Here is a 7,058-nt window from a genome sequence, read left to right on the forward strand (position 1 = left end):
CCGCCTCCTCGTGCCTGCCTCTTCATGACCCCCGCCCGCGTGCCGATGTCGGTTTCCCTCCTGCTCGAACACGTTCACGGGGATCCATGCCCCGTAGTTCATGCGGCAGTCATGTCGAATCGTCAACGACCAGGTGTTCGGCCACGTTTGCGGTGGCGACCACGGCCATGTCGGCAGAGCGGACGAATCCCGGGCCACGCCCCGCGGACCGCAGCGCACGGCGGCGCCGCTCCGGTGGGGCGGCGCCCCGCGGCGGTCCGTACGGCCCGCCCGGCACGCGGCGTGTGTGCCGCCGGCCCCCTCCCTGCGGCATGTGCCCTGCGAACCGGTGTCGGCGTGCCGGATGCCACGGGCGCCGCGTGAGCCCGTCACACCGGGAAGGCGCGGTAAATCACCTGGTCGGCGGGGTGGTTCCGAGGGACGCGAAGAGCGGGCGGACCTGGGCATCCGGGCGGGACCGGCCCCGGATTCCACACGTTCCGGCCCGGGCCCCGAGGCGAGGAGCCTGCCGTACGACGACCCGCGCGCCCCCAAAAACGGCGTGCACCCCCGCCACCGGCACCCGACGATCGGGCCCGGCGAGCGGAGGTGAGCCGGTGCATCCGTTCCCGGAGAGGGCAGCCGACCCCGCAGTGCCGCAGGGCTGCTGAGCCACATGGCTCCGGGACACCTGGACCACCGGGCATGGGCCGATCTGCCGACGCCGCGCTGCCGACCTCGCCGTACCCGGCGAAGAGGTGTGGCAGCCGGGAAACTGGCCGGAATCCGCCGCTACTTGCCTGCGACGCCCTTGGTGCCGATGTGGAAGATCTTGTGGCTGCCGCGGGTCATGTCGACGACGAGGGTGCTGGTCTGGCCGGCACTCCAGGTGAGGGTGACGACGGCCTCCGTGTGGTCGGCGGTGCCGTTGTCGGTGACCTTCCAGGCGAGGGGCACGTTCTGGGCGCGCAGGACGCCGTCGGCGTGCTCCTTGTCCTCCCAGGCGTTCAGTTGCTTCTGGAAGGCCGGGGTGAGGTAGTGCGCGCGGAGCGCGTCCTGGAGGTCACCGCCGCCCTCGTCGGTGACCGCGTCGATGTAGGCGCCGTAGAAGTCGGCGATGCGGGTGATGTTGTCGGACGGCTTCCCGCTGACGCTGCGCGGTGCTCCGGCGGAGGCCTGGGCGGTGATGCCGAGGCCGAGGGCCAGGGCGAGGCCGACGGCCAGGGTGGTGCGGCGGGTCGCCTTGGTCGTGTTCATCTGTGTTCCCCGTTTTCTTTCTGGGTCTTTCCGGGTCTTTCCGGGTCTTGCCGATGGTGAGGCGATCCTGGCGGGGCCGCCCGCCCGACCCCCGTGCGGGAGGGCGGCCCCGCTTCTCAGTGGAGCTTGTTCACCGCGGTGGCGGTCGTCTTCTTGAAGGCCTTCACCGGGGCACTGGTGAAGTCGCCCATCTGGGACCACTCCACGACGGTGACGGTCCGGTCGTCCCGGCCGACGGACAGCAGGCGGATGTCGGTGGCGCCGTACGCGTACTCGGTGTGCAGGCCGTGTACTCGGGCGCCCTCCTCGACCGCGACCTTGCCGTAGTCCTTGTACGTCGCCTCGAGCTCCGGGTCGCTCTGTTCGAGGCGGTCCGCGCAGGTGCGGATCTCCCTGTTCATGCGGGAGGCGAGGGCCGCGGCCTTGGCCTTGGTGCCGACCTCGATCGTCAGCTGGCGGGCGCTGGTCTCCAGTTCGGTGCGGAAGTCGCGGTAGCGGGAGTCGTAGCCCGGCAGCGCGTCCTCGAGGCAGAGCAGCAGTTCGTCCGGGACGCCGTCGGTCACCTTGCCCGCCGTCCAGGCGGACGAGGGGTGCGGCGGGAGGTCGGTGGCCGAGAGGAACCTGGGCGCGGCCGGCGCGGCCCCGGCCTGCACGGCGAGTGTGACGCCGAGCACGAGGCCGGTGAGAGAGAGTACGGTGAGCGCGCCTGCTCGGGTGCGCTTGGGCATGGGTGTCCCCCGTGAGATACGTGCATGGGTGTGGGATGCCACCACGACGGCGGATGGTCGGTCCGGCCCGGTCGGTGCGACACCAAGAGCATCAGCGGTCACACGGGGCGGATGCAACACGGGACACGGGATCCGTCGGCATGGAACCATCCCAGGCCGTCTGACGTGCAGGTATAGGGAGTGCCTGGGATACGGGATCAGGGGGGAATCGTTGTCGGCACCGGAACCACAGGACGATGTCCAGGAGTTCGCGGCCCTGCTGCGGCGGCTGAAGGAGCGCACGGACCGCAGCTACGGTTCGCTGGCCCGGCGGCTGAACATGAACACCTCGACCCTGCACCGGTACTGCGCGGGCGACGCGGTACCGGTCGACTTCGCACCGGCGGAGCGGTTCGCGGCGCTGTGCGGGGCGTCGGCCGAGGAGCGGATGGATCTGCACCGGCTGTGGCTCTCGGCGGTGGCGGCACGACAGCGGCCACGGGCCGGGGAGGCGGCGGGGGCGGCAGGGCAGGAGGATGCGGCGCCCGCGGGTGCCTCGGTGGACGCGGCGACGGGGACGGTCGCCGCTACGGCAACGGAAGCAGCAGTCGGCGGGGGAAGCGGGGCGGGGGGAACTGACGGCGCGACGGCGACGGCCGCTGTGGCCCCGGCAGCAGATGGCGGTGCGTCAGCAACAGCCGGCGAGGTGAACGCGGCGACCGCGGCGGCGGGCGGCGGGGCGGTGGGCGGTGACGCGGAGGTCAGCAGCGCGGGCGGCGGGGCGGTGGGCGGTGACGCGGAGGTCAGCAGCGCGGGCGGCGGGGCGGCGGTCGGTGACGCGGCAGACGAGGGAAGCGCGGCGACAGCCAGCGACGCGGCGAGCGGCGGTGTGGGCGGCGACGTGAGCGCGAGCGCCGGCAGCGCGCCGAGCGTCCGCGCGGTGAGCGCGGCGACAGCCGGCGACGCGGCGGGCGGTGACGTGGGCGCGAGCGACGAGGGTGAGGGGGACGCCTTGGTCGGGGGGCGCGGTGTTGCTGCGCCTCGCCCCTGGTACCGCCGTCGGCGCGTCGTCATGACCGCGGCCGCCGCGGTGGCGCTGCTCGCCACGCTGGGCAGCCTGTCGGCGCTGCCCTCGGGGCTTTCCGCGTCGGACGAGGTCGCCCAGGCCCCGGACCCGTCGTCCCCTACGACCGCGACGGCGTCGGGTTCGCCCGGCCACTCCCCGTCCAAGTCGCCGAGCCCCTCCGCCACCTCCGGCTCCCCGTCGCCCAAGGGCACCCGGCACAGTCCCTCCGCGTCGGCGACGGACGGCGGCGCCGCCACGAAGGGCACCGGCAAGTCCGGGCAGCAGGGAACCGCCACCGGCACCCCGCTCACCTGGACCGTCAACTCCCACATCTGGAACGCGGGCTGCGGCCACGACTACGTCATCGACAAGCCGCCCGCCCAGGTCCCGCCGCCCCCGACGGCCCAGGACGCCGCGAACTGGGCGGGCACGCTGGGCGCGATCCACGGTCGGCAGACCATGGTGCAGATCTCGGTGCAGGGCCGGAACTCCACGGCCGTCGTCCTGGAGGACCTCCGGGTCCGGGTCGTCTCGCGCGGCACCCCGGCCAAGGGCAACTCGTACGCCATGGACCAGGGTTGCGGCGGCGCGCTCACCCCGCGCTACTTCTCCGTCGACCTGGACAAGGACCGGCCGATCGCCCACTCGCAGTCCGGCAACGACGGCGAGAACGTCATCCCGGCCGTCAGGATGCCCTACCGCGTCTCCTCCGAGGACCCGGAGGTGCTGCTGGTCACGGCGGAGACCGAGGGCTGCGACTGCGGTTGGTACCTGGAACTGGACTGGTCCTCCCAGGGCCGCACCGGCACGGTCCGCATCGACGACAACGGCCGCCCGTTCCGCACGACCGCCATCAAGGGCCTGCCCCGCTACTGGTACGGCACGAACACCGCAGGTGGGCGGGCCTGGGTGGACTACGACAGCTAGGAGCCGACCGCGGACCCCACACGGTGAGCCGTGCCGTCGGGGTCCACGTAGGCGAACTCCCGTAGCCCGTAAGGCGTGTCGGCCGGCTCGACGAAGCGGCCCTCGACGCCGGAAGCCACCCACTCGGCATGGACGGCGTCGGCGTCGCTCACGTACAGGTAGACAACGGCTCCGGTGCGCAGTGGGTCGTGCTCGGACCACTCGCTGAGGTGCATCGAGACCGAGCCCCGCTCGACGTAGCCGTAACGCTCGGGTCCGTCGTAGGCACGCGCGGCGAAACCCAGCCGACGGTATCGATCCAGGGCCGCGGCGAGGTTGCGGACCGGGACGACGGGCGCGACTTCGGTGAAGGCGATCTCTGGCATGCGACCAGTCTTGCATCCACGGGGCTTTCAGGGCCGGGGCACGTTACGGAGGTTGGAGCGGGCCATCTGGAGCATGCGGCCGACTCCTCCGTCGAGGACGATCTTCGAGGCGGACAGGGCGAAGCCGGTGACCATCTCGGTGCTGATCTTCGGCGGGATGGAGAGGGCGTTGGGGTCGGTGACGATGTCGACGAGGGCGGGACCCTTGTGCTTGAACGCCGACTTCAGGGCCCCGGCGAGGTCCTTGGGCTTCTCCACGCGCACGCCATGGGCACCGCAGGCGCGGGCCACGGCCGCGAAGTCGGGGTTCTTGTTGGTGGTGCCGTAGGAGGGCAGCCCGGCGACCAGCATCTCCAACTCGACCATGCCCAGCGAGGAGTTGTTGAAGAGGACGACCTTCACGGGGAGGTCGTACTGGACGAGGGTCAGGAAGTCGCCCATCAGCATGGAGAACCCGCCGTCGCCGGACATCGACACGACCTGCCGGCCGCGGTCGGTGAACTGCGCCCCGATCGCCATCGGCAGCGCGTTCGCCATCGAGCCGTGCGAGAAGGAACCGATCACCCGGCGACGGCCGTTGGGCGAGATGTAGCGGGCGGCCCACACATTGCACATGCCGGTGTCGACGGTGAACACCGCGTCGTCGTCGGCGAGTTCGTCGAGTACGGAGGCCACGTACTCGGGATGGATCGGGACGTGCTTGTCGACCTTGCGGGTGTACGCCTTCACGACCCCTTCGAGTGCGTCGGCGTGCTTCTTGAGCATCTTGTCGAGGAAACGCCGGTTCGTCTTGGCCTTCACCCGGGGCGTCAGACAGCGCAGGGTCTCCTTCACATCGCCCCACACGGCGAGGTCGAGCTTGGAGCGGCGGCCCAAGTGCTCGGGACGTACGTCGACTTGGGCGATCTTGACGTCGTCGGGGAGGAAGGCGTTGTACGGGAAGTCGGTGCCGAGCAGGATCAGCAGGTCGCACTCGTGGGTGGCCTCGTAGGCGGCGCCGTAGCCGAGCAGACCGCTCATGCCGACGTCGAAGGGGTTGTCGTACTGGATCCACTCCTTGCCCCTGAGGGCGTGCCCCACCGGTGACTTGATCTTCTCCGCGAACTCCATGACCTCGGCGTGCGCGCCCGCCGTGCCGCTGCCGCAGAACAGGGTGACCCTGTCGGCCTTGTCGATCATCTCGACGAGCTTGTCGATCTCGGCGTCGCCGGGGCGGACGCTGGGCCGGGAGGTGACGAGGGCGGTCTCGGCGGCCTTGTCGGGGGCGGGCTGGTCGGCGATGTCGCCGGGGAGGGTGACGACGCTGACGCCGGAGCGGCCGACGGCGTTCTGGATGGCGGTCTGGAGCAGCCTCGGCATCTGCTGGGGGTTGGAGATCATCTCGCTGTAGTGGCTGCACTCCTGGAAGAGGCGGTCGGGGTGGGTCTCCTGGAAGTAGCCGAGGCCGATCTCGCTGGAGGGGATGTGCGAGGCGAGGGCGAGCACGGGGGCCATCGAGCGGTGGGCGTCGTAGAGCCCGTTGATGAGGTGCAGGTTGCCGGGTCCGCAGGAACCGGCGCAGGCGGCGAGTGTGCCGGTGATCTGGGCCTCCGCGCCCGCGGCGAAGGCGGCGGTCTCCTCGTGCCGTACGTGCACCCAGTCGATGGCGGAGTTGCGGCGGACGGCGTCCACGACGGGGTTGAGGCTGTCGCCGACGACGCCGTAGAGGCGTTTCACCCCGGCCTTGACGAGGATGTCCACGAACTGTTCGGCGACGTTCTGCTTGGCCATGGATCCATGCACCCCTTCGGTCTCCTTGGGTCCATCAATCCACAATGGCCGCGATCACGCCTCCCAAACAGCGGCGGCTGTACGGTCGTCGGCGTATCCCTTGACCCGGACTTGGGAGTCGGCGAGGAACGCGGCGAGGCCGGGCGGGGGTCCTGACCACCTTCCCGTGAGGTACTCGCACAGTTCGGGCTCGCCGCGCAGGGGGTCGGCGAAACCTCCGGTGCACATCAGGAGCGTGTCACCCGGGCGGGCGACGGAGGCGCGGAAGCGGAAGGGTTCGCGGGGCGGCTCCGGGGCGGGTTCGTAGGGGCTCGGGGGTGTGGGGATGCCGAGGTCCATGGTGAGGCGGTCGCCCTCGGGGGTCTCGGTCGGCAGGGAGCCGAAGCCGACGACCGGTTCGCCGGTGACGTCGGTGAGGCGGGGTTCGATGTCGTGCCACTCGCCGTCGCGGAGGCGGAAGAGGCCGCCCGCGCCGACGCCGAAGAAGACGCGGATCCGGCAGTCGGGGTCGGCGGGCAGGAGCAGACAGCGCAGGGTGGCGGCGTACTCCTCCGGGTCGATGCCCTGCTCGACGGCGCTGGCGCGCAGCTTTCCGAGGCTGCGGTCGGTGAGCCGGTGCAGCCCGGACTTGAGGTCACCGCGGCGGGCGGCGCTGATGTCCTGCGCGAGCCGGGCGTGACTGCGCCCGACGGCCCGCCCGATCCAGTGACAGGCCTCGGCGGCGGCGCGGTGGGCACCGGGGGTGGCGCGGGCGCCGGTGGCCATGGCGACGAGGATCAGCGCCTGCTCGCCGGTGCCGAACCGGGCGGTGAGCAGGGAGTCCCTTCGGGGCTCGCCGCGGAACCTGGCCGAGTCCCCTCGCACGGACACCGCTCGCAGCGTGCACGCCCCGTACCTGGCGCCGTCCAGCACGGTGTCCGCCACGAGGTCGTCGAGTTCGTCGGGGTCGGCGGGTGGGAGGGCGGTGGGTTCGGCGTCGTAGGTGGG

6 protein-coding genes are annotated in these 7,058 nt (G+C 71.6%); 1 reads left to right on the top strand and 5 read right to left on the bottom strand.

Translation table 11 applies throughout. From position 1 onward, the window contains the following. Positions 1-771: 771 nt before the first annotated feature. Both RNB18_RS23190 and RNB18_RS23195 read right to left on the bottom strand, forming a co-directional pair. Positions 772-1,236, bottom strand: a complete 465-nt coding sequence (locus tag RNB18_RS23190; RefSeq protein ID WP_311716012.1) for a hypothetical protein — start codon at positions 1,234-1,236, stop codon at positions 772-774. Between the two features lie 116 nt (positions 1,237-1,352). Then, a complete protein-coding gene (locus tag RNB18_RS23195) occupies positions 1,353-1,964 on the bottom strand; it encodes a hypothetical protein (RefSeq protein WP_311716013.1) in 612 nt (203 codons plus the stop codon). A 211-nt stretch (positions 1,965-2,175) separates the two neighbouring features. Between RNB18_RS23195 and RNB18_RS23200 the strand changes: the two genes are divergently transcribed. After that, positions 2,176-3,936: a helix-turn-helix domain-containing protein gene (locus RNB18_RS23200; RefSeq protein WP_311716014.1), complete on the top strand. Its 1,761-nt coding sequence runs from the start codon at positions 2,176-2,178 to the stop codon at positions 3,934-3,936. Here RNB18_RS23200 and RNB18_RS23205 read toward each other — a convergent pair. The 3 genes from RNB18_RS23205 to RNB18_RS23215 all read right to left on the bottom strand — a co-directional run. After that, positions 3,933-4,301 carry a bleomycin resistance protein gene (locus tag RNB18_RS23205; protein WP_311716015.1) on the bottom strand — a complete coding sequence of 123 codons (369 nt, stop codon included), beginning with the start codon at positions 4,299-4,301 and terminating at the stop codon, positions 3,933-3,935. The two genes, RNB18_RS23200 and RNB18_RS23205, sit on opposite strands and share 4 nt — an antisense overlap. A gap of 27 nt (positions 4,302-4,328) precedes the next feature. Then, positions 4,329-6,071, bottom strand: coding sequence for a pyruvate dehydrogenase (locus RNB18_RS23210; RefSeq protein WP_311716016.1), 1,743 nt, complete (start codon positions 6,069-6,071; stop codon positions 4,329-4,331). Positions 6,072-6,125: 54 nt separating this feature from the next. Continuing rightward, a partial coding sequence (locus tag RNB18_RS23215; RefSeq protein ID WP_311716017.1) for a protein phosphatase 2C domain-containing protein occupies positions 6,126-7,058 on the bottom strand: 933 nt, incomplete at its 5' end.

Source organism: Streptomyces doebereineriae (assembly GCF_031845645.1).
Classification (GTDB): Bacteria; Actinomycetota; Actinomycetes; order Streptomycetales; family Streptomycetaceae; genus Streptomyces; species Streptomyces canus.